The organism is Citrobacter sp. CK180, from assembly GCF_030333655.1.
Classification (GTDB): Bacteria; Pseudomonadota; Gammaproteobacteria; order Enterobacterales; family Enterobacteriaceae; genus Citrobacter_B; species Citrobacter_B koseri.
This window is the reverse complement of record NZ_JAOWFM010000052.1, coordinates 24009-49870: the sequence shown is the minus strand read 5'-3', so window position 1 is coordinate 49870 and position 25862 is coordinate 24009. Positions and strand designations below refer to the sequence as shown.

Annotated in this window: 22 protein-coding genes and 1 pseudogene; 15 read left to right on the top strand and 8 right to left on the bottom strand. The window is 53.8% G+C overall.

Going from position 1 to position 25862, the window contains the following annotated elements:
• Nucleotides 1–15 precede the first annotated feature (15 nt).
• Complete coding sequence (gene hemL / locus OGV50_RS13980) at nt 16–1296, bottom strand: glutamate-1-semialdehyde 2,1-aminomutase (protein ID WP_049011622.1); 1281 nt, start codon at nt 1294–1296, stop codon at nt 16–18.
• A gap of 170 nt (nt 1297–1466) precedes the next feature.
• Here hemL and clcA point away from each other — a divergent pair, with 170 nt between their 5' ends.
• The 3 genes and pseudogenes from clcA to erpA all read left to right on the top strand — a co-directional run bounded on the left by clcA (nt 1467) and on the right by erpA (nt 3313).
• The gene (gene clcA, locus OGV50_RS13975; protein ID WP_200091446.1) at nt 1467–2888 is read left to right on the top strand and encodes a H(+)/Cl(-) exchange transporter ClcA; all 1422 of its coding nucleotides are present in this window, start codon (nt 1467–1469) and stop codon (nt 2886–2888) included.
• 28 nt (nt 2889–2916) lie between these two features.
• Nucleotides 2917–2976 (top strand): annotated as a pseudogene (gene yadW, locus OGV50_RS13970) (small protein YadW).
• Nucleotides 2969–3313 (top strand): iron-sulfur cluster insertion protein ErpA, encoded by a 345-nt coding sequence (gene erpA, locus OGV50_RS13965; protein ID WP_012134001.1) that lies wholly within the window; start codon nt 2969–2971, stop codon nt 3311–3313. The pseudogene yadW and the gene erpA overlap by 8 nt, the downstream one beginning before the upstream one ends.
• Nucleotides 3314–3418: 105 nt before the next feature.
• Here erpA and OGV50_RS13960 read toward each other — a convergent pair whose 3' ends face one another.
• From OGV50_RS13960 to mtnN, 3 genes are read right to left on the bottom strand one after another with little or no spacing between them, the layout of a single operon-like run.
• Complete coding sequence (locus OGV50_RS13960; RefSeq protein ID WP_012134000.1) at nt 3419–4042, bottom strand: TRIC cation channel family protein; 624 nt, start codon at nt 4040–4042, stop codon at nt 3419–3421.
• Nucleotides 4043–4078: 36 nt separating this feature from the next.
• Nucleotides 4079–4879 carry a vitamin B12 ABC transporter substrate-binding protein BtuF gene (gene btuF / locus OGV50_RS13955; protein ID WP_012133999.1) on the bottom strand — a complete coding sequence of 267 codons (801 nt, stop codon included), beginning with the start codon at nt 4877–4879 and terminating at the stop codon, nt 4079–4081.
• The gene (mtnN, locus tag OGV50_RS13950) at nt 4872–5570 is read right to left on the bottom strand and encodes a 5'-methylthioadenosine/S-adenosylhomocysteine nucleosidase (RefSeq protein ID WP_286488592.1); all 699 of its coding nucleotides are present in this window, start codon (nt 5568–5570) and stop codon (nt 4872–4874) included. Before mtnN ends, btuF begins: the two co-directional genes overlap by 8 nt.
• 83 nt (nt 5571–5653) lie before the next feature.
• On the opposite strand from mtnN, the gene dgt reads away from it, so the two are divergent.
• The 3 genes from dgt to cdaR all read left to right on the top strand — a co-directional run bounded on the left by dgt (nt 5654) and on the right by cdaR (nt 10038).
• The gene (dgt, locus tag OGV50_RS13945) at nt 5654–7168 is read left to right on the top strand and encodes a dGTPase (protein WP_012133997.1); all 1515 of its coding nucleotides are present in this window, start codon (nt 5654–5656) and stop codon (nt 7166–7168) included.
• 132 nt (nt 7169–7300) lie between these two features.
• Nucleotides 7301–8722, top strand: a complete 1422-nt coding sequence (gene degP / locus OGV50_RS13940) for a serine endoprotease DegP (protein ID WP_012133996.1) — start codon at nt 7301–7303, stop codon at nt 8720–8722.
• Nucleotides 8723–8880: 158 nt separating this feature from the next.
• Nucleotides 8881–10038, top strand: coding sequence for a DNA-binding transcriptional regulator CdaR (gene cdaR, locus OGV50_RS13935; protein ID WP_049011619.1), 1158 nt, complete (start codon nt 8881–8883; stop codon nt 10036–10038).
• 90 nt (nt 10039–10128) lie between these two features.
• On the opposite strand, the gene OGV50_RS13930 is transcribed toward cdaR, so the two are convergent.
• The 4 genes from OGV50_RS13930 to map all read right to left on the bottom strand — a co-directional run bounded on the left by OGV50_RS13930 (nt 10129) and on the right by map (nt 15053).
• Nucleotides 10129–10515 carry a DUF3461 family protein gene (locus OGV50_RS13930; protein ID WP_024130689.1) on the bottom strand — a complete coding sequence of 129 codons (387 nt, stop codon included), beginning with the start codon at nt 10513–10515 and terminating at the stop codon, nt 10129–10131.
• 109 nt (nt 10516–10624) lie between these two features.
• Nucleotides 10625–11449 carry a 2,3,4,5-tetrahydropyridine-2,6-dicarboxylate N-succinyltransferase gene (gene dapD / locus OGV50_RS13925; protein WP_286488591.1) on the bottom strand — a complete coding sequence of 275 codons (825 nt, stop codon included), beginning with the start codon at nt 11447–11449 and terminating at the stop codon, nt 10625–10627.
• A gap of 30 nt (nt 11450–11479) precedes the next feature.
• Complete coding sequence (gene glnD / locus OGV50_RS13920; RefSeq protein ID WP_047458818.1) at nt 11480–14152, bottom strand: bifunctional uridylyltransferase/uridylyl-removing protein GlnD; 2673 nt, start codon at nt 14150–14152, stop codon at nt 11480–11482.
• 106 nt (nt 14153–14258) lie between these two features.
• Complete coding sequence (map, locus tag OGV50_RS13915) at nt 14259–15053, bottom strand: type I methionyl aminopeptidase (RefSeq protein WP_012133991.1); 795 nt, start codon at nt 15051–15053, stop codon at nt 14259–14261.
• Between the two features lie 324 nt (nt 15054–15377).
• On the opposite strand from map, the gene rpsB reads away from it, so the two are divergent.
• From rpsB to bamA, 9 genes are all read left to right on the top strand, one after another.
• Complete coding sequence (gene rpsB, locus OGV50_RS13910; protein ID WP_012133990.1) at nt 15378–16103, top strand: 30S ribosomal protein S2; 726 nt, start codon at nt 15378–15380, stop codon at nt 16101–16103.
• Between the two features lie 134 nt (nt 16104–16237).
• On the top strand, nt 16238–17089 hold the full coding sequence (tsf, locus tag OGV50_RS13905) for a translation elongation factor Ts (protein ID WP_024130688.1): 852 nt from the start codon (nt 16238–16240) through the stop codon (nt 17087–17089).
• Between the two features lie 147 nt (nt 17090–17236).
• Nucleotides 17237–17962 carry a UMP kinase gene (gene pyrH, locus OGV50_RS13900; protein WP_012133987.1) on the top strand — a complete coding sequence of 242 codons (726 nt, stop codon included), beginning with the start codon at nt 17237–17239 and terminating at the stop codon, nt 17960–17962.
• 272 nt (nt 17963–18234) lie between these two features.
• On the top strand, nt 18235–18792 hold the full coding sequence (gene frr / locus OGV50_RS13895; protein ID WP_200091449.1) for a ribosome recycling factor: 558 nt from the start codon (nt 18235–18237) through the stop codon (nt 18790–18792).
• Between the two features lie 95 nt (nt 18793–18887).
• Entirely contained in the window at nt 18888–20084 is a 1197-nt protein-coding gene (ispC, locus tag OGV50_RS13890; protein WP_012133985.1) for a 1-deoxy-D-xylulose-5-phosphate reductoisomerase, read from the top strand.
• A 255-nt stretch (nt 20085–20339) separates the two neighbouring features.
• Nucleotides 20340–21098 carry a (2E,6E)-farnesyl-diphosphate-specific ditrans,polycis-undecaprenyl-diphosphate synthase gene (gene ispU, locus OGV50_RS13885; RefSeq protein ID WP_200091456.1) on the top strand — a complete coding sequence of 253 codons (759 nt, stop codon included), beginning with the start codon at nt 20340–20342 and terminating at the stop codon, nt 21096–21098.
• Nucleotides 21099–21110: 12 nt separating this feature from the next.
• Entirely contained in the window at nt 21111–21968 is an 858-nt protein-coding gene (gene cdsA / locus OGV50_RS13880; protein WP_012133982.1) for a phosphatidate cytidylyltransferase, read from the top strand.
• An 11-nt stretch (nt 21969–21979) separates the two neighbouring features.
• Nucleotides 21980–23332, top strand: coding sequence for a sigma E protease regulator RseP (gene rseP, locus OGV50_RS13875; protein ID WP_012133981.1), 1353 nt, complete (start codon nt 21980–21982; stop codon nt 23330–23332).
• Between the two features lie 31 nt (nt 23333–23363).
• Complete coding sequence (gene bamA / locus OGV50_RS13870; protein WP_012133980.1) at nt 23364–25793, top strand: outer membrane protein assembly factor BamA; 2430 nt, start codon at nt 23364–23366, stop codon at nt 25791–25793.
• Nucleotides 25794–25862: the final 69 nt, after the last annotated feature.

The following is a 25862-nucleotide window of genomic DNA, read 5'->3' as shown; positions in this document are numbered from 1 at the left end:
CCCGGCAATGACGATTTACAGTTTCGCAAATACCCGACGTGCGGCATCAATGGTGTTGTTGATATCGTCCATGCTGTGCGCCACGGACATAAAGCCTGCCTCGAAGGCGGACGGCGCCAGGTAAACGCCTTCATCCAGCATCATGTGGAAGAAACGTTTGAAGCGCTCAACGTCGCATGCCATTACATCCTGATAGCAGTTTACGGATTCCGCGTCGGTAAAGAAGATGCCGAACATACCGCCGACGTGATTCACCACCAGTGGAATGTTGGCTTCCTGCGCGGCGTCCAGCAGGCCTTCTGCCAGGCGGGTCGTCAGTTCGTCCAGCGTCTCGTGAATCCCCGGCTGGGCGACTTCGGTCAGGCAGGCGAAACCCGCCGCCATAGCAATCGGGTTGCCGGAAAGCGTTCCCGCCTGGTAAACCGGGCCAGTCGGCGCCAGTGCGTCCATCACATCGCGGCGTCCGCCAAATGCGCCTACCGGCATACCGCCGCCGATGATTTTGCCCAGACAGGTCAGATCCGGCACTACGCCGTAATAATCCTGTGCGCCCGCCAGCGCCACGCGGAAACCGGTCATCACTTCGTCGATGATCAGCAGCGCGCCGAATTCGTCGCACAGGGCGCGCAGACCCGGCAGGAATTCCGGCAGCGGAGGGATGCAGTTCATATTGCCCGCCACCGGCTCGACGATAATACAGGCAATCTCTTGCGGATATTGCTCGAACGCCGCGCGTACAGAGGCCAGATCGTTATAGGTGCAGGTCAGGGTATGTCTGGCGAAATCAGCCGGAACGCCCGGTGAGTTCGGCTGGCCCAGCGTCAGTGCGCCGGAACCCGCTTTCACCAGCAGGCAGTCGGCGTGGCCGTGGTAGCAGCCTTCAAATTTGATGATCTTGTCGCGACCGGTGAAGCCGCGCGCCAGGCGAATCGCACTCATTGTGGCTTCGGTGCCGGAGTTCACCATCCGCACCATGTCCATAGTCGGCACCAGTTCGGTGACCAGCTCCGCCATTTTAACTTCCATCTCGGTCGGTGCGCCGAAGCTCAGCCCGCGCGCAGCGGCTTCAATCACTGCATTACGGATGGCGGGGTGGTTATGGCCCAGCACCATCGGACCCCAGGAGCCGACGTAATCGATGTACGCTTTGCCATCGACATCATACAGATACGCGCCGTCTGCTTTTTCGATAAACAGCGGGGTGCCGCCCACGCCAGTGAAGGCGCGAACAGGGGAGTTGACGCCGCCGGGGATAAGCTCGCGCGCTGCGCTGTAGAGGTTTTCAGACTTGCTCATGGATGGGGTTCCTGGTTCGTAGAAAAAGTGAATGCCCTTTATTCTAAGTTATTCACAGAAGGTTATGAACATTTTGCGCATTTGAAACATGACGATTTACAGGGGATTTTCCCGAAACAGGCGGGTACAATGCCGCTTCTGTATTTGTATTACCAATTAATGATCATCTGATGAACACAGACACTCCCACTTTCGAAGCACAGCAAGTTGTGCGCTTACGGCGCGGGGATCTGATCCGCAGACTACTTCAGCGGGATAAAACGCCGCTTGCCATCTTATTAACGGCGGCGGTGGTCGGCACCGTCACGGGTCTTATTGGCGTCGCGTTTGAGAAAGCCGTGACCTGGGTGCAGAACTTACGTATCGGCGCGCTCGTTCAGACGGCCGATTACGCGATTCTGGTCTGGCCGCTGGCCTTTATCCTCTCTGCGCTGCTGGCGATGGTCGGTTATTTTCTGGTGCGTAAGTTTGCGCCGGAAGCCGGTGGGTCGGGCATCCCGGAAATAGAAGGCGCGCTGGAAGAGTTGCGTCCTGTTCGCTGGTGGCGCGTGCTGCCGGTGAAATTTGTGGGCGGTATGGGAACGCTGGGCGCTGGCATGGTGCTGGGGCGGGAAGGGCCGACGGTACAAATCGGGGGCAATATCGGGCGAATGGTGCTGGATCTCTTCCGTATGCGTAGCGCCGAGGCGCGTCACACCTTACTGGCAACCGGTGCGGCCGCAGGGTTATCGGCAGCCTTTAACGCGCCGCTGGCGGGGATCTTATTTATCATCGAAGAGATGCGCCCGCAGTTTCGCTACAATTTAATTTCGATCAAAGCCGTGTTTACGGGCGTGATCATGTCGAGCATTGTGTTTCGTATTTTTAACGGTGAAGCGCCGATTATTGAGGTCGGGAAGCTCTCAAACGCACCGGTTAATACGCTATGGTTATATTTAATCCTCGGTATGATTTTTGGCTGCGTCGGGCCGCTGTTCAATCACCTGGTATTGCGCACTCAGGATATGTTCCAGCATTTTCACGGCGGTGAAATCAAAAAGTGGGTTCTGATGGGCGGCGCGATCGGCGGCCTGTGCGGCATTCTCGGCTTAATTGAGCCGGAAGCGGCGGGCGGTGGATTTAATTTGATCCCCATTGCGGCGGCGGGGAATTACAGCGTAGGCCTGCTGCTGTTTATTTTTATTGCCCGCGTCCTTACCACGCTGCTTTGTTTCTCATCCGGTGCGCCGGGCGGAATTTTTGCGCCAATGCTGGCGCTGGGGACGTTGCTCGGCACCTCATTTGGTATGGCGGCTGCGGCGTGTTTTCCGCAGTACCATCTGGAAGCCGGAACATTCGCGATTGCCGGAATGGGCGCGTTGCTGGCGGCGTCGGTGCGTGCGCCTTTAACGGGAATCGTGTTAGTGCTGGAGATGACCGATAACTATCAGCTCATTTTGCCAATGATTATTACCTGTCTTGGCGCAACACTATTAGCACAATTTATGGGCGGAAAACCGCTATACTCCACCATCCTTGCGCGCACGCTGGCGAAACAGGATGCGGAGCAGGCGGCAAAAAGCCAGCAGTCGGTCGCTGGTGAGAATACTTGAATGAAATACCAGGGTATTAGATAATGCCATAACGATTGGGTTATAATTTGCCCAATTGCCAATGTCGTTTGGAGCAAAAAATGAGTGATGACGTAGCGCTGCCACTGCAATTTACTGAAGCAGCAGCCAAGAAAGTAAAAAGCCTGATCGCTGACGAAGATAACCCGAATCTGAAACTGCGCGTGTATATCACCGGCGGTGGTTGCAGCGGTTTCCAGTACGGTTTTACCTTTGATGATCAGGTGAACGAAGGTGATATGACCATCGAGAAGCAGGGTGTTGGCCTGGTGGTTGACCCGATGAGCTTGCAATATCTGGTAGGCGGCGCTGTCGATTACACCGAAGGTCTGGAAGGTTCCCGCTTTGTGGTCACCAACCCGAATGCGAAAAGCACCTGCGGGTGTGGTTCGTCCTTTAGTATCTGATGTATTGCCGGATGGCGACGCAGGGCGTCTTATCCGGCCTACGGTGCGTGTTGCTGCGTTCCTGAATGTAGGCCCGATAAGCGTCAGCGCCATCGGGCAGTGAAATCAACGCCCGTTCTCATCCAGAGCAAACGTCGGTAATTTTAAGTGCCAACGAATTGCGGCCAGACGAATCATTAACGTCACAACCATCCCCATCATACTGGCGCTTTCCAGCGGCACGGAAAAGGTATAAAACGCCGTCGCATGCACGATGCCGCCGATAATACAGGCCGTGGCATAAATCTCCGTGCGCAAGATCATCGGCACTTCACGCGCCAGCACGTCGCGGATAATCCCGCCGCCGACGCCGGTAATCACGCCCATACAGATGGCGACCAGCGGGCCTGTTTCGGCAAGGAACGCCTTATTGACGCCGATACCGACGAACACCGCGAGGCCGACGGCATCCAGCACGGGAAGCATCCATTTAGGCAATCGTCTCGGCTGGCGCACCAGCAAAATGGTGAGCATGCTGGTGACCATCGCCACCACCAGGTCGGTCGGATCTTTGACCCAAAAGACGGGCCCGTTATCCAGCGCCATATCGCGGATCGTCCCGCCGCCCACTGCGGTCACGACGCCCAACACCAGTACGCCAAACGGGTCCATACGCAACTTTCCGGCCAGCAATACGCCAGAGATAGCAAAGACAGCTGTGCCTACAATATCCAGCCAATAGACGAGCATTATCGAATCCCCACTGAGAACCTGACTGCGCAGGTTCTATTCTACTTGTGAAAGCGCATTACAGAGTTGTTTTGCGGCGAGGATGATACGCGGGCTCGCGCGTTCAAACCAGTCACCATTCAGCGGTATAACCGGGATTTTTAGCTGGTTTTGCCAGTATTGTTCGATTTTAGGAATTTCGCCCGCATCGCCGGTAACGACAATCGCCTGCGGATGTCGGGCCAGCACCTGCTCGCGGCTGACCTGCGGCCAGGGGACGCGACTGCCCGCAAAAATATTTTCTCCGCCGCAGACCTCAAGAACCTGGTGCTGGATGGAGCCTTTTCCGCTGGTGAATAACGGATTCGCGCCAAACTGGAGAAAAACGCGTTTTTTCGGTTTATCAGCGTACTGCGACTTTAGCGCGGCATACTCGTCCAGCAGCGTTTGCGCCGCACGTCTGGCTTTTTCTGGCTCAGGACTCCATGCGGCAAGCTGGCGCAGTGCGTCGGCGACCTGCTCAATGGTTACGGCATCCACCCACATGATTTTAATGCCCAGGGACGCCAGCTGGTTAACCTGCCGTTCAGCATTGCCCCCTCGCCAGGCGATAACCAGGTCAGGTTTGAGCGCCACAATACGTTCCAGATTCATCCCTTGCCAGGTGGAGACTTCTTCGATGTTTTTTGCTTGCGGGGGATAGTCGGAATAACTGCTGACGCCAACGGGCGTGATCCCTGCGGCAAAGGCAAGTTCGGTGTTGGAAGGGGAGAGGGAAACGACGCGCGGTGCGGCGCAAAGCCACAGCGGAAGGGCTAAAAGCAGGGCGGCCAGCGCCCTGGAGAATAATTTAGCCATGCGCCAGTTTCTGCACCAGCGTTTCAACCATCAGACTGGACTGCTTCGCGGCTACGGCCAGGAATTCGTCAAAGCTGAGGTGGGATTGCTGATCGGCCACATCAGAGATGGCGCGAACCACCACGAAAGGCACGTTGAAGTTATGGCAGACATGCGCGATCGCGGTCGCTTCCATTTCCACGGTAATCGCCTGCGGGAAATTGTGGCGGATTTTCGCCAGGCCCACGGAGCCGTTAATGAAAGCGTCGCCGCTGACGATCAGTCCGCGAACCGCATTCAGGTTGAGTTTTGCGATGCAGGATTCCGCCGCCGCGATCAGCGCGTCGTCGGCTTTAAAACCTGCCGGGCAGCCAGGGAGCTGACCAAATTCATAACCAAACGCGGTAACGTCGGCGTCGTGATAACGCGCTTCATCGGAAACGACGATATCGCCGACTGTCAGCGTCGGGGCCAGACCGCCAGCGGAACCGGTATTAATAATGACATCCGGCTTGCAACGTTCCAGCAGCAACGTTGCGCCCAGCGCCGCCGCGACTTTACCGATGCCGGATTTCAGCAGCGCAATCTCGGTCCCGTTCAGTTGGCCGGTGTAAATTTCACAACCGCCCAGGGTGATCGTCTGACGGTTTTCGATTTTGTCACGCAGCAGCGTAACTTCTTCTTCCATTGCACCAATGATGCCGATTTTCATAGATTTACTCGCGATAAGCCAGATTTGAGGGCATAGTCTATCATGCGCTTAAGGGGAAGCGCATTTCTCAGGCGGGAGAGGACATGGCACAGATCGATTTCCGAAATAAAATTAACTGGCATCGTCGTTATCGTTCACCGCAGGGTGTGAAGACCGAACATGAGATCCTGCGAATCTTTGAAAGCGATCGTGGACGCATCATCAATTCCCCGGCGATCCGTCGGCTTCAGCAAAAAACGCAGGTCTTTCCACTGGAGCGTAATGCCGCCGTTCGGACGCGGTTGACGCATTCTATGGAGGTGCAGCAGGTCGGGCGTTATATCGCGAAAGAGATCCTGAGCCGGTTAAAAGAGTTAAAGCTGCTGGAACAATACGGTCTGGATGAACTGACCGGCCCCTTTGAGAGCATTGTGGAAATGTCCTGCCTGATGCATGACATTGGCAATCCGCCGTTTGGTCATTTCGGCGAGGCGGCGATCAATGACTGGTTTCGCCAGCGCCTGCACCCGGCGGATGCGGAAAGCCAGCCGCTTAGCGACGATCGCTGCGCGGTGGCGGCGCTGCGTCTGCGTGAAGGCGAGGAGTCTTTGAATGATATTCGTCGCAAGGTGCGCCAGGATTTATGTCATTTCGAGGGCAACGCGCAGGGCATCCGCCTGGTGCATACATTAATGCGCATGAATCTGACCTGGGCGCAGGTGGGCGGCATTTTAAAATACACTCGCCCGGCATGGTGGCGAGGAGAAACGCCCGCGACGCACCGTTATTTAATGAAAAAACCGGGGTATTATCTCTCTGAAGCGCCGTATATTGAGAGGTTACGTAAAGAACTTGCGTTAGCGCCTTACAGCCGCTTCCCATTAACATGGATTATGGAGGCCGCCGATGATATCTCTTATTGCGTGGCCGATCTGGAAGATGCCGTCGAGAAAAGAATCTTCAGCGTTGAGCAGTTATATCACCATCTTTACGAAGCATGGGGCCACCATGAAAAAGGATCGCTGTTTACTCAGGTTGTTGAGAATGCCTGGGAAAAGTCTCGCTCAAATTCGCTAAGTCGCAGTACGGAAGATCAGTTCTTTATGTATTTGCGCGTGAATACGCTAAATAAACTGGTGCCCTACGCGGCTCAGCGTTTTATTGATAATCTGCCGCAAATCTTTGACGGCAGTTTCAATCATGCGCTGCTGGAAGACGCCAGCAGCTTCAGCCAGTTGCTTGAGTTATATAAAAATGTGGCGATAAAACATGTGTTTAGCCACCCGGATGTTGAACAACTGGAATTACAGGGCTACCGCGTCATCAGCGGGTTATTAGAAATTTATCAACCGTTATTACGTATGTCCCTGGTCGATTTCAGGGAACTGGTTGAAAAAGAGCGGGTGAAGCGTTTTCCAATAGAATCTCGTTTATTCCAGAAGCTCTCTACGCGCCATCGCCTGGCTTACGTGGAGGCCGTCAGTAAATTATCGCCGGAGGCGCCGGAGTATCCCACGCTGGAATATTATTATCGCTGCCGTTTGATCCAGGATTATATCAGCGGGATGACGGATCTGTACGCCTGGGATGAATACCGGCGTCTGATGGCGGTTGAATAATAAATACGCTTTTGTAAAGATGAACAATAAATTTTTACTTTTTCCAGAAACTTTATTCTGGAACTTCGCGCTATAAAACGAATCTGACGTACACAGCAATTTTGCGTTATCTGTTAATCGAGATTGAAACACATGAAAAAAACCACATTAGCAATGAGTGCACTGGCTCTGAGTTTAGGTTTGGCGCTGTCCCCCCTGTCTGCAACGGCGGCTGAGACGGCGTCTTCGGCAACGACTGCCCAGCAGATGCCAAGTCTGGCACCGATGCTCGAAAAAGTGATGCCATCGGTGGTGAGTATCAACGTGGAAGGTAGCACAACCGTCAACACGCCGCGCATGCCGCGTAATTTCCAGCAGTTCTTTGGCGATGATTCGCCATTCTGCCAGGACGGTTCGCCGTTCCAGAGTTCTCCGTTCTGCCAGGGCGGGGGTCAGGGCGGCGGTCAGCAACAGAAATTTATGGCGCTGGGCTCCGGCGTCATTATTGATGCCGCAAAAGGTTATGTCGTCACCAACAACCATGTGGTGGATAACGCGACGGTCATCAAAGTTCAGCTGAGCGATGGCCGTAAATTTGACGCCAAGGTCGTCGGTAAAGATCCGCGCTCTGATATCGCGCTGGTTCAAATTCAGGACCCGAAAAATCTGACGGCCATTAAGCTGGCGGATTCCGACGCGCTGCGCGTGGGGGATTATACCGTCGCTATCGGCAACCCGTTTGGTCTGGGTGAAACGGTGACTTCCGGTATCGTCTCCGCACTGGGCCGTAGCGGTCTGAACGCGGAAAACTACGAAAACTTTATCCAGACGGATGCCGCCATCAACCGTGGTAACTCCGGTGGCGCGCTGGTGAACCTGAACGGTGAACTGATCGGGATTAACACCGCGATTCTTGCGCCGGACGGCGGCAACATCGGTATTGGTTTTGCTATCCCCAGCAACATGGTGAAAAACCTGACCTCCCAGATGGTGGAGTATGGCCAGGTTAAACGCGGTGAGTTGGGTATCATGGGGACGGAGCTAAACTCTGAACTGGCGAAGGCGATGAAAGTTGATGCCCAGCGCGGCGCGTTTGTCAGCCAGGTGATGGCGAACTCTTCTGCGGCGAAAGCCGGTATTAAAGCCGGGGATGTGATCACGTCCCTGAACGGTAAGCCGATCAGCAGCTTTGCCGCGCTGCGCGCCCAGGTGGGTACGATGCCGGTAGGCAGCAAAATCAGCCTTGGTCTGCTGCGTGATGGCAAGCCGGTGACTGTCAACCTGGAACTGCAACAGAGCAGCCAGAATCAGGTTGATTCCAGCTCCATCTTCAATGGTATTGAAGGCGCGGAAATGAGCAACAAAGGCCAGGATAAAGGCGTTGTTGTCAGCAACGTGAAGCCGAATACGCCGGCTGCGCAGATTGGCCTGAAGAAAGGGGATGTGATTGTGGGAGCCAACCAGCAGGCGATTAAGAACATCGCTGAGCTGCGTAAAATCCTCGACAGCAAACCTTCTGTTCTGGCGCTGAATATTCAGCGTGGCGATAGCACCATCTATCTGCTGATGCAGTAATTTCCTCTCTTGCCCTTTTCCGGTCCGGGAAAAGGGCATTTCTCACATTCTGTGAGGCCCCCCACAACTCCATACTTCTCTGCTTTAGTTTGTGCAGATGCACAATGATGCAGGTTAGCATCTTCCCTATGCTTGAGCTCTGCTCACAGGAGGGGATTATGGCTGGCTGGCATCTTGATACCAAAATGGCACAGGATATTGTGGCGCGCACAATGCGCATCATCGATACCAATATCAACGTAATGGATGCCCGTGGGCGTATTATCGGTAGCGGCGATCGGGAGCGCATTGGTGAATTGCACGAAGGCGCGCTGTTGGTGCTGTCGCAGGGGCGCGTGGTCGATATTGATGATGCGGTGGCGCGGCATCTCCACGGCGTGCGCCAGGGGATCAACCTGCCGTTGCGCCTGGAAGGGGAGATCGTCGGCGTTATTGGTTTAACCGGTGAGCCGCAACACCTGCGAAAATACGGTGAGCTGGTCTGTATGACGGCCGAAATGATGCTGGAGCAGTCGCGGCTGATGCATCTGCTGGCCCAGGACAGCCGTCTGCGTGAAGAACTGGTGATGAACCTGATTCAGGCTGAGGAAAATACGCCAGCGTTGACGGAGTGGGCGCAGCGGCTGGGTATCGACCTGAACCAACCGCGTGTGGCTGCCGTGGTCGAAGTGGACAGCGGGCAGCTTGGCGTTGACAGCGCGATGGAGGAGTTGCAGCAGCTGCAAAATGCGTTAACGACGCCTGAACGCAACAATTTGATTGCTATCGTTTCTTTGACGGAAATGGTTGTGCTGAAACCGGCGCTGAATCAGTTTGGGCGCTGGGATGCGGACGACCATCGCAAGCGTATTGAGCAGTTGATTGCCCGGATGAAAGAGAACGGGCAATTGCGCTTTCGGGTAGCACTGGGGAACTATTTTACCGGCCCGGGCAGTATCGCCCGCTCCTGGCGCACTGCGCGTACCACCATGATGGTGGGCAAGCAGCGTATGCCGGAGCAACGCAGCTACTTTTACCAGGATTTGATGCTGCCAGTGCTGCTGGACAGCCTGCGTGGCGGCTGGCAGGCCAATGAGCTGGCGCGCCCGCTCTCAAAGCTGAAGGCGATGGATAATAACGGGCTGTTACGCCGGACGCTGGCCGCGTGGTTTCGCCATAACGTGCAGCCGCTGGCAACGTCGAAGGCGCTCTTTATTCACCGTAATACGCTGGAATACCGTCTGAACCGCATCTCTGAGTTAACGGGGCTGGATTTGGGCAATTTTGACGATCGGCTGTTGCTGTATGTCGCGTTGCAACTGGACGAGCAGCATTGATTGCCTGATGGCGCGACGCTTATCAGGCCTACCGGGAGTTACCTGTAGGCCGGATAAGGCGTAACACGCCGCCATCCGGCAACACACAGCTTACTTACGCGTTAGTTTTTCCAGATCGGCTTCAATTTCGTTGATCTTGTTGGCGACCACGCTTTCCAGATGACGTAAATCATCCAGGATCTTACGTTTGAGATCGACTTCCGTGCGATCGCGCTGGCAGATCTGATCCAGTTCATCGATCACATAGCGCAGGTTAGGACTGATCTCCTGCACCTCTTTGTAACCTTGTCCGATACCATCGGCGACGACGGTTTTACGCTGGCGGGGATATTTGAACTTTACGCTTTTGGCAAAGAACTCGCCTCTATCCTTCTGGAAATAGATTTTCAGGATATCGTTGTTGGCTTCTTGCCGCAGGCTGTAACGATCGATTTCTTCAGGATTGGTAATGCCCAGACTTTTCAGATTGTCATACATAGCGGTACCCTTCATCTCAACATAACCTATGAATAATTAACGAAAAGTTCTCTTTCCGCCAGCCACAGATGTAAAAAAAGCGGGCTCAGCCCGCTTTTTCAAATCATTGTTAGTCGATGGTACGTAACAACTCGTTGATCCCGACTTTGCCGCGCGTCTTCGCGTCGACTTTTTTCACGATGACCGCACAGTACAGGCTGTATTTACCGTCTTTCGACGGCAGGTTGCCGGAAACCACAACGGAGCCTGCCGGTACGCGGCCATAATGGATTTCGCCCGTTTCGCGATCGTAAATACGGGTGCTTTGACCGATGTACACGCCCATAGAGATGACGGAACCTTCCTCAACGATCACCCCTTCAACCACTTCAGAACGCGCGCCGATGAAGCAGTTATCTTCGATGATTGTCGGGTTCGCCTGTAGCGGTTCCAGTACTCCGCCGATGCCGACGCCGCCGGACAGGTGTACGTTTTTACCAATCTGCGCGCAGGAACCTACGGTCGCCCAGGTATCAACCATCGTGCCTTCATCAACGAATGCGCCGATGTTTACGTAGGATGGCATCAGTACGGTGTTGCGTGCGATAAACGCGCCCTGACGCACAGCGGCAGGCGGCACTACGCGGAAGCCTTCTTTCTGGAAGCGCGCTTCGTCATAGTCGGCGAGTTTCATCGGTACTTTATCGAAGTAGCGGCTTTCCGCACCGTCGATAACCTGGTTATCGTTAATACGGAAAGAGAGCAGAACCGCTTTCTTCAGCCACTGGTGAGTCACCCACTGGCCATCAATCTTTTCTGCCACACGCAGCGCACCGGAATCCAGCAGAGAAATGACCTGGTTAACCGCTTCGCGGGTCACGGTATCTACATTCGCCGGAGTGATGTCGGCACGGCGCTCGAAAGCGGACTCAATAACGTTCTGTAACTGCTGCATTGTTAAACTCTTTCCATATGAATAAACACACTACCCTTTATCGTTTGGATTGAGGGCCGCTGTCAACCGTTGATGCACTTCCTGCTGTAGCTCATTATTAAGGGCACGCCGGTCGGCTGTCGCGATTATGAATAAATCTTCTACTCGCTCGCCAATGGTTGTAATTCGGGCGCCATGAAGCGAAATTCCCAGATCGGCAAAAATTTGCCCGACCCGCGCCAGCAGGCCCGGCTGATCGAGAGCGATAAGTTCAAGGAACGATTTTCTGTCGGTGTGAGTAGGCAGAAAAGTGACCTCGGTATCGACGGTAAAGTGGCGTAGTTTGGCCGGCTGGCGACGCGGCTGCGGAGGCTGCCAGCTGCTCTGGGTAATCGCCTGCTCCAGTCCAAAACGGATGGCTTCGTGACGGTCGGCGGAGAGAGGGCTGCCGTCCGGCTCCAGCACAATAAAGGTATCCATCGCCATGCCGTCGCGGGTGGTGAAGATTTGCGCGTCATGAACGCTCAGATTGCGCCTGTCCAGCTCTGCGCAAACGGCGGCAAACAGATAAGGGCGGTCAGGACTCCAGATGAAGATCTCCGTTCCGCCGCGCGTGGCCTGCGGGCTGACCAGAATCAGCGGTCGGGTCAGATCGTGCTGTAACAGATGACGCGCATGCCAGGCCAGCTGATTCGGGCTATGGCGCACGAAATAGTTAGCGCGGCAGCGTGTCCAGATTTGATGCAGCGCCTCTTCGTTTATATTGTCCATTCGCAGCAGCGCCAGCGCCTGAAGCTGATGATGGCGCACGCGTTCGCGCATATCTGGCGTGTTTTGCATGCCGCGACGTAGCTGTTTTTCGGTGGCGAAGTACAGTTCGCGCAACAGGCTTTGCTTCCAGCTGTTCCACAGCGTTTCGTTAGTGGCGCAAATGTCAGCGACCGTCAGGCATACCAGGAAGCGCAGGCGGTGTTCCGTTTGCACCTCTTCGGCGAACTGTTTGATGACCTCAGGGTCCTGGATATCGCGCCGCTGGGCGGTAACCGACATCAGCAGGTGCTGGCGTACCAGCCAGGCGACCAGTTGCGTTTCGCGTGAGTTCAGGCCGTGCAGTTCGGCAAATTTGAGCACGTCCTGCGCGCCGAGTACCGAGTGATCGCCGCCGCGCCCTTTGGCGATATCATGGAACAGCGCCGCGATCAGGATCAGTTCCGGTTGCCGCAGGCGCGGCCAGAGATCGACGCACAGTGGATGGCGCTGGCGGGTCTCTTCTTTGGCGAAACTTTCCAGCTTCAGCATTACGCGAATGGTGTGCTCATCCACCGTATAGGCATGGAACAGGTCGAACTGCATTTGGCCGACGATATGCGACCATTGCGGCATGTAAGCCCAAAGCACGCTGTGGCGATGCATTGGCAGCAAACCGCGGCTGACGGCGCCCGGATGACGCAGCATACTGAGAAACAGAGAGCGCGCTTCCGGGATGTAGCACAGCGGCTGGGTCAGGTGGCGGCGGGCATGGCGCAGATGGCGCAGCGTGGTGGAATAGATGCCAGTGATGGTGCTATTGCGCACCATCGTATAAAACATCCGCAGGATCGCTTCCGGTGAACGGATAAACAGATCGTCATCGCGCAGGTCGATCAGCGTGCCGCGCAGTTGAAACTCGTCATCAATCGGGCGCGGTTTTTCATCGGCGGGCAGGGCGAGGATTGCTTCATCAAACAGCTGTAATAGCATCTGGTTCAGTTCGCTGACCCGACGCGTGACCCGGAAATAGTCTTTCATCATGTGCTCAACCGGCTCGTTGCCTTCGCCAGTGTAGTTGAGCCGCTGGGCAACGCTGAGCTGCCTGTCGAACAACAGGCGGTTGTCGTAACGGCTGACCACCAGGTGCAGCGCGAAGCGAATGCGCCACAAAATATGCAGGCACTCGTTTAGCTCGGCGCGTTCTGCCTGGGTTAAGAAGCCGAAGCCGACCATCTCATTGAGAGACGTTGCGCCGAAGTGGCGGCGGGCCACCCATTGCAGGGTGTGGATATCACGCAGGCCGCCGGGGCTGCTTTTAATATCGGGTTCAAGGTTATAGCTGGTGCCGTGATAGCGCTGGTGGCGCTGGTTTTGTTCTTCGACTTTGGCGGCGAAAAATTTCTCCGACGGCCAGAAGCCTTCACTGAAAATATGCTTTTGCAGCTCCAGAAAAAGCGCCACGTCGCCGATCAGCAGACGTGTTTCAATCAGATTGGTGGCGACGGTTAAGTCCGACAGCCCTTCCAGCAGACACTCTTCCAGTGTGCGCACGCTATGCCCGACTTCCAGCTTCACATCCCACAGCAAGGTCAGCAGTTCCCCGACCTTTTGCGCCTGAGCGTCGGGCAGCTTTTTACGGCTCAGGATGAGCAGGTCAATGTCGGAAAGCGGATGCAGCTCGCCTCGGCCATAGCCGCCGACGGCCACCAGGGCCAGATCGGCAATTTGCCCGAATCCGGCATCGATCCACAGTCGTTGCAACAACTGGTCGATAAATTCGGTGCGGGCTTCAATCAATTGCTCTGCGGAAATCCCGCTGTCAAAAGCGTCTCCCAGCCACTGCTGGAAAATATCAATGTGGGCTTTAATTCCGCTGACGGTAAGCTCGTCACGTGACCAGGCTCCCGGATTTTGCGGTTGGCCGGGTAGGGTGGGGAGAGCCGTATTCGCGTGCTGTTCAGGAAGAGTATTCATTATGCGCCACCCATTAAAAAGCCGGATGTGGCGTTAACGCCTTATCCGGCCTACGGGTAAACGCTGATTGTAGGCCTGATAAGCGGTAGCGCCATCAGGCAAAAGTTTATGCGTCGTGCGTGATAATCGCCGGGATGGTGTCATCCTTGCGTAACGTCAGAATTTCACAGCCGTTTTCGGTTACCACAATAGTATGCTCGTACTGTGCAGACAAGCTTCTGTCTTTGGTTTTTACCGTCCAGCCGTCTTTCATGGTGCGGATGCGGTAATCACCGGCGTTCAGCATCGGTTCAACGGTGAACGTCATTCCCGGTTGCAGAACCACGCCGCCGTCGTCCGCATCGTAGTGCAGAACCTGCGGTTCTTCATGGAAGCCGCGACCAATCCCGTGACCGCAATATTCGCGAACGACAGAGAAGCCTTCGCCTTCCGCGTATTTCTGAATGGCTGCACCCAGCGTGCGCAGACGGATGCCCGGTTTGACCATTCGCAGCGCCAGATACAGGCTCTCCTGGGTTACACGGCACAGGCGCTCGCCCAGAATCGTCGGTTTGCCGACGATAAACATTTTCGACGTATCGCCGTGGTATTCATCTTTAATTACGGTTACGTCGATATTGACGATATCGCCGTCTTTCAGCAATTTGCCGTCGTCCGGGATACCGTGGCACACCACTTCATTAATGGAGATGCAAACGGATTTCGGATAACCGTGGTAGCCGAGGCAAGCGGAGATCGCGTGTTGTTCATTGACGATGTAGTCGTTGCAGATGCGATCCAGTTCCCCGGTGCTGACGCCCGGTTTGATATACGGTTCGATCATCTCCAGCACTTCAGCGGCCAGGCGGCCAGCGACGCGCATTTTTTCGATTTCTTCAGGGGTCTTGATTGAGATAGCCATGAATTCTGTCCATCGGTGTCGATTATTTCGACAATAATTGTGTAAGTGCTGTCAATGGTATCAGTCCAAAGCGTAGCCTGCCAAATTGAGAATCATTAACAGCACATCGAGCCAACAATTATTGGTGTCTGCGGCGTATTTGTGGTATAAAGCGCGCCGGACTTCCGTTCCATTCGAAGACTACACAAGATGGACTGAAGCGACAAATCTCACTTTGTGTAACAACACACACGTATCGGCACATATTCCGGGGTGCCCTTTGGGGTCGGTAATATGGGATACGTGGAGGCATAACCCCAACTTTTATATATAGAGGTTTTAATCATGGCAACTGTTTCCATGCGCGACATGCTCAAGGCTGGTGTTCACTTCGGTCACCAGACCCGTTACTGGAACCCGAAAATGAAGCCGTTCATCTTCGGTGCGCGTAACAAAGTTCACATCATCAACCTTGAGAAAACGGTACCGATGTTCAACGAAGCGCTGGCTGAACTGAACAAGATTGCTTCTCGCAAAGGTAAAATCCTTTTCGTTGGTACTAAACGTGCTGCAAGCGAAGCGGTGAAAGACGCTGCTAACAGCTGCGACCAGTTCTTCGTGAACCATCGCTGGCTGGGCGGTATGCTGACTAACTGGAAAACCGTTCGTCAGTCCATCAAACGTCTGAAAGACCTGGAAACTCAGTCTCAGGACGGTACTTTCGAAAAGCTGACCAAAAAAGAAGCGCTGATGCGCACTCGTGAGCTTGAGAAACTGGAAAACAGCCTGGGCGGTATCAAAGACATGGGCGGCCTGCCGGACGCACTGTTCGTTATCGATGCTGACCACGAGCACATTGCTATCAAAGAAGCAAACAACCTGGGTATCCCGGTATTTGCTATCGTTGATACCAACTCTGATCCGGACGGTGTTGACTTCGTTATCCCGGGTAACGACGACGCAATCCGTGCTGTTAGCCTGTACCTGGGCGCTGTAGCTGCAACCGTTCGTGAAGGCCGTTCTCAGGATCTGGCTTCTCAGGCGGAAGAAAGCTTCGTAGAAGCTGAATAATAAGGCACGCTCGTTCGAGCCCCCTTATAAACCAGGTAGTATCACGTTTGGTTAGGGGCCCTTTAGGCCCCTTTTTCACTTTTAAATCTGTGCGGTTTGATGCCGGGCAGATCAAATCTTCCGAGGATTTTAGAATGGCTGAAATTACCGCATCCCTGGTAAAAGAGCTGCGTGAGCGTACTGGCGCAGGCATGATGGATTGCAAAAAAGCACTGACTGAAGCGAATGGCGACATCGAGCTGGCAATCGAAAACATGCGTAAATCCGGTGCGATCAAAGCAGCGAAAAAAGCAGGCAACGTTGCTGCTGACGGCGTGATCAAAACCAAAATCGACGGCAACTACGGCATCATTCTGGAAGTTAACTGCCAGACTGACTTCGTTGCTAAAGATGCTGGTTTCCAGGCATTTGCTGACAAAGTGCTGGACGCCGCTGTTGCTGGCAAAATCACTGACGTTGACGTGCTGAAAGCACAGTTCGAAGAAGAGCGCGTTGCTCTGGTGGCAAAAATCGGTGAAAACATCAACATTCGCCGTGTTGCCTCCCTGGAAGGCGACGTTCTGGGTTCTTACCAGCACGGTGCGCGCATCGGTGTTCTGGTTGCGGCTAAAGGCGCTGACGAAGAGCTGGTTAAACAGCTGGCAATGCACGTTGCTGCAAGCAAGCCTGAGTTCGTTAAGCCGGAAGACGTGTCTGCTGAAGTGGTAGAGAAAGAATACCAGGTACAGCTGGACATCGCGATGCAGTCTGGTAAGCCGAAAGAAATCGCAGAGAAAATGGTTGAAGGCCGCATGAAGAAATTCACCGGCGAAGTTTCTCTGACCGGTCAGCCTTTCGTTATGGAACCGAGCAAATCTGTTGGTCAGCTGCTGAAAGAGCACAACGCCGACGTAACTGGCTTCATCCGCTTTGAAGTGGGCGAAGGCATCGAGAAAGTTGAGACTGACTTTGCAGCAGAAGTTGCTGCGATGTCCAAGCAGTCTTAATTGTCGAAAAGGAGCCGCCTGAGGGCGGCTTCTTTTTGCGTCCATCTTGTAAATTCAGCCAACCCCTATAGTGGCTGCGCTGAAAAGCGACATACAATGTCGCCGGAATTAACTCATCTCAATCGTTGACAGTCTCAGGAAAGAAACATGGCTACCAATGCAAAACCCGTCTATAAACGTATTCTGCTTAAATTGAGTGGCGAAGCTTTGCAGGGTTCGGAAGGCTTCGGTATTGATGCAAGCATACTGGATCGTATGGCTCAGGAAATCAAAGAACTGGTGGAACTGGGCATTCAGGTTGGTGTGGTGATTGGTGGCGGTAACCTGTTCCGTGGTGCTGGTCTGGCGAAAGCGGGTATGAACCGCGTTGTGGGCGACCACATGGGCATGCTGGCCACCGTGATGAACGGTCTGGCGATGCGCGATGCGCTCCACCGCGCCTATGTGAACGCCCGCCTGATGTCCGCTATTCCGCTGAATGGCGTGTGTGACAACTACAGCTGGGCAGAAGCCATTAGTCTGCTGCGTAATAACCGTGTGGTTATCCTGTCTGCGGGCACCGGCAACCCCTTCTTCACCACCGACTCTGCGGCTTGCCTGCGCGGTATCGAAATTGAAGCGGATGTGGTGCTGAAAGCCACGAAAGTCGATGGCGTATTTACTGCGGACCCGGCCAAAGATCCGTCCGCCACGATGTATGAGCAACTCACCTACGGCGAAGTGCTGGATAAAGAGCTGAAAGTGATGGATCTGGCCGCGTTCACGCTGGCTCGTGACCACAAATTGCCAATTCGTGTCTTCAATATGAACAAGCCGGGCGCGCTGCGTCGCGTCGTGATGGGCGAAAAAGAAGGGACTTTAATCACGGAATAATTCCCGTGATGGCCAATTCCGGGTAAGATTCGCCTTTACCCGGCAGGATTTATATATCCTGTGGCATGAATTAAACGAGACTATACTGAGCATACTCTGTATACACGAAATCATTCATGCTGCATCACGGCGGCAAGAGCGTGAATCCCGAGGCGCGTACATCGGTACGTGACAGGGAAGAACGTTCGCAGCCAACGCAGAGGCAGCCTGAAGGATGAAGTGTATTGTGTGATTGTCTGGTCGACTGAGACTAGTTTTCAAGGATTCGTAACGTGATTAGCGATATCAGAAAAGATGCTGAAGTACGCATGGAAAAATGCGTTGAAGCGTTTAAAAACCAAATCAGCAAAATTCGCACGGGTCGTGCTTCTCCCAGCCTGCTGGATGGCATTGTCGTGGAATATTACGGCACGCCGACTCCGCTGCGTCAGCTGGCGAGCGTAACGGTAGAAGACTCCCGCACGCTGAAAATCAATGTGTTCGATCGCTCCATGAGCCCGGCGGTTGAGAAAGCGATTATGGCTTCTGACCTCGGCCTGAACCCGAGTTCTGCGGGTAGTGATATCCGTGTTCCGCTGCCGCCGCTGACTGAAGAACGTCGTAAAGACCTGACCAAAATCGTTCGTGGCGAAGCAGAGCAGGCGCGTGTTGCCGTGCGTAACGTACGCCGTGATGCGAACGACAAAGTAAAAGTGCTGCTGAAAGATAAAGAGATCAGCGAAGATGACGATCGCCGTTCTCAGGACGAAGTACAGAAACTGACTGACGCTGCCATCAAGAAAGTTGATGCGGCGCTGACGGAAAAAGAAGCGGAACTGATGCAGTTCTGATTTTCCTGTACGACTAAAACGCCGCTGGTTGACCCTGACGGGTCTTCCGGGCGGCGTTTTGCTTTCTATCCTGTCTCAATTCTTCTGGACGTTTCATGAAGCAACTAACCATTCTGGGCTCGACCGGCTCTATTGGTTGCAGCACGCTGGATGTGGTGCGCCATAATCCTGAAAGCTTCCGTGTTGTCGCGCTGGTTGCGGGTAAAAATGTCACCCGTATGGTAGAGCAGTGCCTGGAGTTTTCGCCGCGTTATGCGGTGATGGACGATGAACAGAGCGCTCAACGGCTGAAAACTGCGCTTCTGGAACATGGAAGCCGCACTGACGTACTGAGCGGACAACAGGCCGCCTGCGATATGGCTGCGCTGGATGAGGTCGATCAGGTGATGGCGGCTATCGTGGGCGCGGCAGGTCTGCTGCCTACGCTTGCGGCGATTCGCGCCGGTAAAACCATCCTGCTTGCCAATAAAGAGTCGCTGATTACCTGCGGGCGTCTGTTTATGGACGAGGTGAAACGCAGTAAAGCCCGGCTTTTACCGGTAGATAGCGAACATAACGCGATTTTTCAGAGTATGCCCCAACCTATTCAAAACGATCTGGGATACGCTGAGCTGGAGCAAAATGGCGTGATGTCGATTTTGCTTACCGGGTCTGGTGGCCCTTTTCGTGAAACGCCATTGTGCGATCTGGCGGCTATGACGCCCGATCAGGCATGTCGTCATCCGAACTGGTCTATGGGACGAAAAATTTCCGTCGATTCCGCCACCATGATGAATAAAGGTCTGGAATACATTGAAGCGCGTTGGTTGTTTAACGCCAGCGCAAGCCAGATGGACGTGTTGATTCACCCGCAGTCGGTTATTCACTCAATGGTGCGTTATCAGGACGGCAGCGTTCTGGCGCAACTGGGGGAGCCGGATATGCGTACGCCAATCGCGCATACGATGGCGTGGCCGAATCGCGTGAACTCTGGCGTGAAGCCGCTCGATTTTTGCAAGCTCAGTGCGTTGACGTTCTCTGCGCCGGATTATCAGCGTTATCCGTGCCTGAAACTGGCGATGGACGCGTTTGAGCAAGGTCAGGCCGCGACAACCGCGCTGAATGCGGCGAATGAAATCACCGTCGCCGCATTTCTGGCTGAAGAGATTCGCTTTACAGATATTGCTGAGCTCAATTTATCTGTGCTGGAGAAAATGGATTTGCAGGAACCGGGAAGCGTTGACGACGTTCTCAGGGTTGATGCCGTCGCGCGTGACGTCGCCAGAAAACAGGTGATGCGACTCGCAAGCTGATGATAATCCCTCTACACAGGATCGTGCTATTTGTTAGCGTTGGGCTTCAGTGATATAGTCTGCGCCACCCGATCGCAGATATTTGGCTTTATGCGGTCAGGTAAGCCGTGGTTTGACACGGCTTTTTTGTGGATGCACAAAATCATTCAGGTTGCATCATTCATAGCCAACGAAGAGGCAGCCTGAAGGATGAAGCGCAAAAGGCTTCAGTATTCCTGAGTACCGTTAAATCCTTTCAGGGACTAAAAACGCGTTATGTTGTCTGCAACTCAACCACTAAGCGAAAATTTGCCAGCACATGGCTGTCGCCATGTAGCAATCATTATGGATGGCAATGGCCGCTGGGCGAAAAAGCAAGGGAAGATTCGCGCCTTTGGGCATAAGGCCGGAGCAAAATCCGTCCGTCGGGCCGTATCTTTCGCTGCCAACAACGGTATTGATGCGTTAACGCTGTATGCCTTTAGCAGTGAGAACTGGAACCGACCAGCGCAGGAAGTGAGTGCGTTAATGGAGCTGTTCGTGTGGGCGCTGGATAGCGAAGTAAAAAGCCTGCATCGCCATAACGTTCGCCTGCGCATTATTGGCGACACCAGTCGATTTAACTCGCGTTTGCAAGACCGTATTCGCAAGTCTGAAGCGCTTACCGCCCAGAATACCGGGCTGACGCTGAATATCGCGGCGAATTATGGCGGACGTTGGGATATTGTCCAGGGAGTCAGACAACTGGCAGAACAGGTGCAGGAAGGACTGCTGCACCCTGATCAGATTGACGAAGAGATGCTAAACCAGAAAATCTGTATGCATGAACTGGCTCCTGTAGATTTAGTAATTAGGACTGGGGGAGAGCATCGCATTAGTAACTTTTTGCTTTGGCAAATTGCCTATGCCGAACTTTACTTTACTGATGTTCTTTGGCCCGATTTCGATGAACAAGACTTTGAAGGGGCGCTGCATGCCTTTGCCAATCGAGAGCGTCGTTTCGGCGGCACCGAGCCCGGTGATGAAAAAGCCTGATGGGGGTCGCTTTTGCTGAAGTATCGCCTGATTTCTGCTTTTGTTTTAATACCCGTTGTCATCGCGGCGCTTTTTTTACTTCCGCCGGTGGGGTTCGCCATTGTCACGCTGGTCGTTTGTATGCTGGCTGCCTGGGAATGGGGACAGTTAAGCGGTTTTACCACGCGTACTCAGCGGGTCTGGCTGGCGGTGCTGTGCGGGTTATTGCTGGCGCTGATGCTGTTTTTGCTGCCTGAATATCACCGCAACATTCATCAACCGCTTGTTGAGGTTTCGCTTTGGGCGTCGTTGGGCTGGTGGGTCGTTGCATTATTACTGGTGTTATTTTATCCCGGTTCGGCGGCGATCTGGCGTAATTCAAAGACATTACGCGTAATTTTCGGGGTGTTAACCATCATTCCTTTTTTTTGGGGAATGCTGGCGCTGCGCGCCTGGCACTATGATGAGAATCATTACAGTGGCGCCATATGGCTGCTCTATGTCATGATCCTCGTCTGGGGGGCAGACTCCGGGGCATATATGTTTGGCAAACTGTTCGGCAAACATAAACTTGCGCCAAAGGTTTCTCCTGGTAAAACCTGGCAGGGCTTTATTGGCGGACTCGCGACTGCCGCCGTGATTTCATGGGGTTACGGCATGTGGGCGAATCTGGATGTTGCGCCTTCAACCTTACTGATTTGTTCTGTCATCGCGGCCCTGGCGTCAGTGCTGGGCGATCTGACTGAGAGCATGTTTAAGCGTGAAGCAGGAATTAAGGACAGTGGTCACTTGATCCCAGGGCATGGTGGTATTCTGGATCGTATTGATAGCCTGACGGCGGCAGTACCGGTCTTTGCTTGCCTGTTGTTACTGGTATTCAGGACACTCTAACGGAAGGTTTTATGCTGAGTATTCTCTGGAATCTGGCTGCATTCATCGTCGCACTGGGTGTGCTTATCACCGTGCATGAATTTGGTCATTTCTGGGTTGCCCGGCGCTGCGGTGTTCGTGTCGAGCGCTTTTCTATCGGTTTTGGGAAAGCGCTTTGGCGGCGTACCGATCGATACGGTACGGAATATGTGATCGCCATGATTCCCCTCGGCGGTTACGTCAAAATGCTGGATGAGCGCGCTGAGCCGGTTGTGCCGGAACTGCGCCACCACGCTTTCAACAATAAAACCGTGGGACAGCGGGCGGCGATTATCGCCGCAGGTCCGATTGCAAATTTTCTTTTCGCTATTTTTGCCTACTGGCTGGTTTTTATCATCGGCGTCCCTGGCGTTCGTCCGGTGGTTGGTGAAATAACACCCAACTCGATTGCCGCCCAAGCGCAAATTCTTCCTGGTACGGAACTTAAAGCCATTGATGGCATCGAAACCCCTGATTGGGATGCGGTGCGCTTACAGCTGGTGTCCAAAATTGGCGATGAGCGTACGACAATCAGCGTGGCGCCGTTCGGCAGTAATCAGCGCCAGGATAAAACGTTAGATTTGCGCCACTGGGCATTTGAGCCAGATAAAGAAGATCCTGTATCTTCTTTAGGGATTCGGCCGCGTGGTCCACAGATCGAACCGGTGCTGTCAGAAGTGCAGGCGAACTCCGCTGCAAGTAAGGCGGGTTTGCAAGCAGGCGACAGGATCGTTAAAGTCGATGGTCAGTCGTTAACGCAATGGATGACGTTTGTGACGCTTGTGCGCAACAATCCAGATAAGCCGTTAGCGCTGGAAATTGAAAGGCAGGGGAGTTCCTTGTCTTTGACGTTAATCCCGGATACAAAGCCGGTTAACGGAAAGGCAGAAGGTTTTGCGGGTGTTGTGCCTAAAATTATTCCTCTGCCGGATGAGTACAAGACTGTACGCCAGTATGGGCCATTCAGCGCCATCCTCGAAGCCACGGACAAGACGTGGCAGTTGATGAAGCTGACGGTCAGTATGCTGGGAAAATTGATAACCGGTGATGTGAAACTGAACAACCTCAGTGGGCCGATTTCTATCGCTCAGGGGGCTGGGATGTCAGCGGAATTTGGGGGCATTTATTACCTGATGTTTCTTGCGCTTATCAGCGTGAACTTAGGGATAATCAACCTGTTTCCGCTGCCCGTTCTTGACGGGGGGCATCTGCTGTTCCTGGCGATTGAAAAGCTGAAGGGCGGGCCGGTATCCGAGCGGGTTCAAGACTTTAGTTACCGCATTGGCGCGATTTTGCTGGTGTTGTTAATGGGGCTTGCACTTTTCAATGATTTCTCTCGGTTGTAAGAGAGTTAGTTAGGAAGAACGCATAATAACGATGGCGATGAAAAAGTTGCTCATAGCGTCGCTGCTGTTTAGCAGCGCCACCGTATACGGTGCTGAAGGGTTCGTGGTGAAGGACATTCATTTCGAAGGCCTACAGCGAGTCGCCGTTGGTGCGGCCCTCCTCAGTATGCCGGTGCGCACAGGCGACACGGTTAATGATGAAGATATCAGTAATACCATTCGTGCTCTGTTCGCCACTGGCAACTTCGAGGATGTCCGCGTCCTGCGCGATGGTGATACGCTTCTGGTTCAGGTAAAAGAACGTCCGACGATTGCCAGCATCACTTTCTCCGGTAACAAATCGGTGAAAGATGACATGCTGAAGCAGAACCTTGAGGCGTCTGGCGTGCGTGTTGGCGAATCACTGGATCGCACCACGCTCTCTGATATCGAAAAAGGACTGGAAGACTTCTACTACAGCGTTGGTAAATACAGCGCCAGCGTAAAAGCGGTCGTCACGCCGTTGCCGCGTAACCGTGTGGACCTCAAACTGGTGTTCCAGGAGGGTGTATCGGCGAAGATCCAACAGATCAATATCGTCGGCAACCATGCCTTCAGCACTGACGAACTCATTTCTCACTTCCAACTGCGCGACGAAGTGCCGTGGTGGAACGTCGTGGGCGATCGTAAATACCAGAAACAGAAACTGGCTGGCGACCTTGAGACGCTGCGCAGCTACTATCTGGATCGCGGTTATGCCCGTTTCAACATCGATTCGACGCAGGTCAGCCTGACGCCGGATAAGAAAGGCATCTACATCACCGTTAATATCACCGAAGGCGATCAGTACAAGCTTTCCGGTGTGCAGGTGAGCGGTAACCTGGCTGGACACTCCGCCGAGATTGAGAACCTGACGAAGATCGAACCAGGTGAACTCTATAACGGCACCAAAGTGACCAAAATGGAAGACGACATCAAGAAACTTCTTGGTCGTTATGGCTATGCCTACCCGCGCGTGCAGTCGCAGCCTGAAATCAACGATGCCGACAAAACCGTTAAATTACGTGTGAACGTTGATGCGGGTAACCGTTTCTACGTGCGTAAGATCCGTTTTGAAGGCAACGACACCTCGAAAGATTCCGTCCTGCGCCGCGAAATGCGCCAGATGGAAGGGGCATGGTTAGGCAGCGATCTGGTCGATCAGGGTAAAGAGCGTCTGAACCGTCTGGGTTACTTTGAAACCGTCGATACCGACACGCAGCGCGTTCCGGGCAGCCCGGACCAGGTTGACGTCGTCTATAAAGTGAAAGAGCGTAACACCGGTAGCTTTAACTTCGGTATTGGTTACGGCACAGAAAGCGGCGTGAGCTTCCAGGCGGGCGTTCAGCAGGACAACTGGTTAGGTACGGGTTATTCCGTGGGTATTAACGGGACCAAAAACGACTACCAGACCTATACTGAACTGTCTGTCACTAACCCATACTTCACCGTTGATGGCGTCAGCCTCGGCGGCCGTATCTTCTATAATGACTTCCAGGCAGATGATGCGGATCTGTCCGACTATACCAACAAAAGTTATGGTACGGACGTTACGCTGGGCTTCCCGATTAACGAGTACAACACGCTGCGTGCAGGTTTAGGTTATGTACATAACTCCTTGTCCAACATGCAGCCGCAGGTTGCCATGTGGCGTTACCTGAACTCGATGGGTGAATATCCGTCCAATACGAATGACCGCAACTCATTCAGCGCTAACGACTTCACCTTCAACTACGGTTGGACTTATAACAAGCTGGACCGTGGCTTCTTCCCGACGGAAGGTACGCGTGTCAACCTGAATGGTAAAGTGACCATCCCGGGCTCTGATAACGAATACTACAAAGCGACGCTGGATACCGCGACCTATGTGCCGATCGATGACGATCACAAATGGGTGGTTCTGGGTCGTACTCGTTGGGGTTATGGTGACGGTATTGGCGGCAAAGAGATGCCGTTCTATGAGAACTTCTATGCCGGTGGCTCAAGCACCGTGCGTGGCTTCCAGTCCAATACTATCGGTCCAAAAGCGGTGTACTACCCGGCGAGCAGCCGTCATGACGGCGATGACGACTACGATAACGATTGTAAGAGCACTGAAACTGCGCCGTGTAAGTCTGATGACGCAGTAGGCGGTAACGCTATGGCTGTCGCCAGCCTCGAATTCATCACCCCGACGCCGTTTATTAGCGACAAGTACGCTAACTCGGTTCGTACCTCCTTCTTCTGGGACGTAGGTACTGTCTGGGATACGAACTGGGATTCGAACGCGTATGCCGGTTACCCGGACTACAGCGATCCGAGTAATATCCGTATGTCTGCTGGTATCGCATTACAATGGATGTCCCCATTGGGGCCGTTGGTCTTCTCCTACGCCCAGCCGTTCAAAAAGTACGATGGAGACAAATCGGAACAGTTCCAGTTTAACATTGGTAAGACCTGGTAATTGTTCTGTGCAAAGGAATGTAATGGTAGTGTAGCGATGACTTTTGGCGATCTCGTCTGAGATCGCCTG

Excerpts from the sequence above, each read along its gene's own strand:
- hemL (WP_049011622.1), bottom strand. The coding sequence starts at position 1,296 with ATGAGCAAGTCTGAAAACCTCTACAGCGCAGCGCGCGAGCTTATCCCC.
- clcA (WP_200091446.1), top strand. The coding sequence starts at position 1,467 with ATGAACACAGACACTCCCACTTTCGAAGCACAGCAAGTTGTGCGCTTA.
- erpA (WP_012134001.1), top strand. The coding sequence starts at position 2,969 with ATGAGTGATGACGTAGCGCTGCCACTGCAATTTACTGAAGCAGCAGCC.
- OGV50_RS13960 (WP_012134000.1), bottom strand. The coding sequence starts at position 4,042 with ATGCTCGTCTATTGGCTGGATATTGTAGGCACAGCTGTCTTTGCTATC.
- btuF (WP_012133999.1), bottom strand. The coding sequence starts at position 4,879 with ATGGCTAAATTATTCTCCAGGGCGCTGGCCGCCCTGCTTTTAGCCCTT.
- mtnN (WP_286488592.1), bottom strand. The coding sequence starts at position 5,570 with ATGAAAATCGGCATCATTGGTGCAATGGAAGAAGAAGTTACGCTGCTG.
- dgt (WP_012133997.1), top strand. The coding sequence starts at position 5,654 with ATGGCACAGATCGATTTCCGAAATAAAATTAACTGGCATCGTCGTTAT.
- degP (WP_012133996.1), top strand. The coding sequence starts at position 7,301 with ATGAAAAAAACCACATTAGCAATGAGTGCACTGGCTCTGAGTTTAGGT.
- cdaR (WP_049011619.1), top strand. The coding sequence starts at position 8,881 with ATGGCTGGCTGGCATCTTGATACCAAAATGGCACAGGATATTGTGGCG.
- OGV50_RS13930 (WP_024130689.1), bottom strand. The coding sequence starts at position 10,515 with ATGTATGACAATCTGAAAAGTCTGGGCATTACCAATCCTGAAGAAATC.
- dapD (WP_286488591.1), bottom strand. The coding sequence starts at position 11,449 with ATGCAGCAGTTACAGAACGTTATTGAGTCCGCTTTCGAGCGCCGTGCC.
- glnD (WP_047458818.1), bottom strand. The coding sequence starts at position 14,152 with ATGAATACTCTTCCTGAACAGCACGCGAATACGGCTCTCCCCACCCTA.
- map (WP_012133991.1), bottom strand. The coding sequence starts at position 15,053 with ATGGCTATCTCAATCAAGACCCCTGAAGAAATCGAAAAAATGCGCGTC.
- rpsB (WP_012133990.1), top strand. The coding sequence starts at position 15,378 with ATGGCAACTGTTTCCATGCGCGACATGCTCAAGGCTGGTGTTCACTTC.
- tsf (WP_024130688.1), top strand. The coding sequence starts at position 16,238 with ATGGCTGAAATTACCGCATCCCTGGTAAAAGAGCTGCGTGAGCGTACT.
- pyrH (WP_012133987.1), top strand. The coding sequence starts at position 17,237 with ATGGCTACCAATGCAAAACCCGTCTATAAACGTATTCTGCTTAAATTG.
- ispC (WP_012133985.1), top strand. The coding sequence starts at position 18,888 with ATGAAGCAACTAACCATTCTGGGCTCGACCGGCTCTATTGGTTGCAGC.
- ispU (WP_200091456.1), top strand. The coding sequence starts at position 20,340 with ATGTTGTCTGCAACTCAACCACTAAGCGAAAATTTGCCAGCACATGGC.
- rseP (WP_012133981.1), top strand. The coding sequence starts at position 21,980 with ATGCTGAGTATTCTCTGGAATCTGGCTGCATTCATCGTCGCACTGGGT.
- bamA (WP_012133980.1), top strand. The coding sequence starts at position 23,364 with ATGGCGATGAAAAAGTTGCTCATAGCGTCGCTGCTGTTTAGCAGCGCC.